Raw genomic sequence first — 1,932 nt, 5'->3', positions numbered from 1 at the left:
TAAATTGCTTTGTGAGTTATATTAACAATGCCCTCATGTTTTAATCTACCACAAATAAGTTCCGGAGATATCTTCTTTTTTAACAAAGCTATTATTAGCTTTTTAACTTTACAGGATAGCTTATGATTATTTGAAGTTCTGCGGCTTTGATATAGCTTCTGTGCTATCTCAGCATTATAGTCACTATTTATACTAGTGCGATTAAGTTCCTTTTTTATAGCTCTTTCACTATAGCCAATTTTATTGGCTATTTGAGATGTTTGGTATCCTAATTTAAGTAATTCTTCTATACAATATCTATTTGAAAGAGTTAAGTGCTTTGGCATTTTTTAGTTCCTTATCGTTTATTTTATTTTCGTCAAAACCTAATAAACTATATTTGGAACTCTCTTTCAACTATTTAAAACTTTCAGAATACAATCTAGCTTTTAAAAACACTAAAAATGTTATAATAGACTAAATTTTTATTAGAAGATTAAAGTATGATCGAGACAGATAGAATAATTTCAGCAAATACTGTACAAACTAAGGATGAAAATTCCATTGATAGAGCTATAAGACCAAAAACTTTAGCTGAATATGAAGGTCAGCCTGCAGTACGCGAACAAATGGAGATTTTCATTCAAGCTGCAAAATCTCGAAAGAATGCCCTTGATCATACTCTTATATTTGGGCCCCCAGGTTTAGGTAAAACAACATTATCAAATATTATTGCCAATGAAATGGAAGTGGAACTTAAGCAAACAAGTGGTCCAGTTTTAGAAAAAGCTGGAGATTTGGCAGCACTTTTGACTAACTTAGAAGAGAACGATGTATTATTTATCGATGAAATACATCGCTTAAGTCCTGTTATTGAAGAAATATTATATCCAGCTATGGAAGATTATCAGCTTGATATTATGATTGGTGAAGGTCCCGCAGCAAGATCAATCAAGATTGATTTACCTCCATTTACATTAGTAGGAGCTACAACTAGAGTAGGGCTTCTGACTTCACCCTTGAGAGATAGGTTCGGTATAATTCAAAGGCTAGAATTCTACTCAGTTGACGATTTAGCTAAGATAGTTTACCGTTCGGCTAAGCTTTTAGATCTAGATATTACAGACGATGGTGCCAACGAAATTGCTAAACGTTCAAGAGGTACACCAAGAATAGCAAATAGATTACTACGTAGAGTTAGAGATTATGCTCAAGTTAAAGCTTCTGGAGTTATATCTTATGATATTGCTGATAAAGCTCTTACAATGCTAAAAGTTGATCCTGTAGGATTTGATCATATGGATCATAAATATCTACTTACATTAATGGAAAAATTTGGTGGTGGTCCAGTAGGATTAGATACGATGGCAGCAGCACTCAGTGAAGAAAAGGGTACTATTGAAGATGTTATAGAACCTTATCTAATTCAGCAAGGATACATTATGCGTACAGCGAGAGGACGTATTGCTACTTTACTAGCATATAATCACTTCAAATTAAAAATACCTCATGTTTTAAATTCAGATCAGCAAAATTTATCTATTTAACTGAAGAGCTAGATTGTATTCTCAATGTTTATAGAGATACCAAAATGTACTTCATTAGGTGTCAAGTAATTTAAACATTTCTTAGGTCTATTATTCAAGTCTATCTGTAACTTCTAATGTATTGATGAGATATATTGTTAAAGTTAGTACCTTTAGGTATAAATTGTCTGATATACCTATTCATGTTTTCATTAGTACCTCTTTGCCAAGGACTGTATGGATCAGCAAAGAATACTTTGATGCCAGTCTTGCTAGTTAGCTTCTTATGTTTAGCAAACTCTTTACCATTATCAAATGTAGCTGTTAATATTTTATGACCATTAGATACTTTGTACAATATTCTATTGATTGAATTAGCTGTTCTATCTATAGACTTGGCTAAAATAGTAAATCTGCTAGCTCTATC

The 1,932-nt window shown here is 32.2% G+C and carries 2 protein-coding genes and 1 pseudogene; 1 reads left to right on the top strand and 2 read right to left on the bottom strand.

The annotated features are described in order from the left end of the window. On the bottom strand, window positions 1–326 hold a 326-nt coding region (locus F8C69_RS10020), incomplete at its 3' end, for a helix-turn-helix domain-containing protein (RefSeq protein WP_159185022.1). Window positions 327–482: 156 nt separating this feature from the next. Here F8C69_RS10020 and ruvB point away from each other — a divergent pair. After that, the gene (gene ruvB, locus F8C69_RS10015) at window positions 483–1,526 is read left to right on the top strand and encodes a Holliday junction branch migration DNA helicase RuvB (protein ID WP_159185033.1); all 1,044 of its coding nucleotides are present in this window, start codon (window positions 483–485) and stop codon (window positions 1,524–1,526) included. 8 nt (window positions 1,527–1,534) lie between these two features. Here ruvB and F8C69_RS10010 read toward each other — a convergent pair. Then, window positions 1,535–1,932: pseudogene (locus F8C69_RS10010) on the bottom strand (IS30 family transposase); the annotation flags it as partial.

The organism is Francisella noatunensis subsp. noatunensis (assembly GCF_009823375.1).
Lineage (GTDB): Bacteria > Pseudomonadota > Gammaproteobacteria > Francisellales > Francisellaceae > Francisella > Francisella noatunensis.
This window is presented reverse-complemented; position numbering and strand designations above follow the sequence as displayed.

Excerpts from the sequence above, each read along its gene's own strand:
- ruvB (WP_159185033.1), top strand. The coding sequence starts at position 483 with ATGATCGAGACAGATAGAATAATTTCAGCAAATACTGTACAAACTAAG.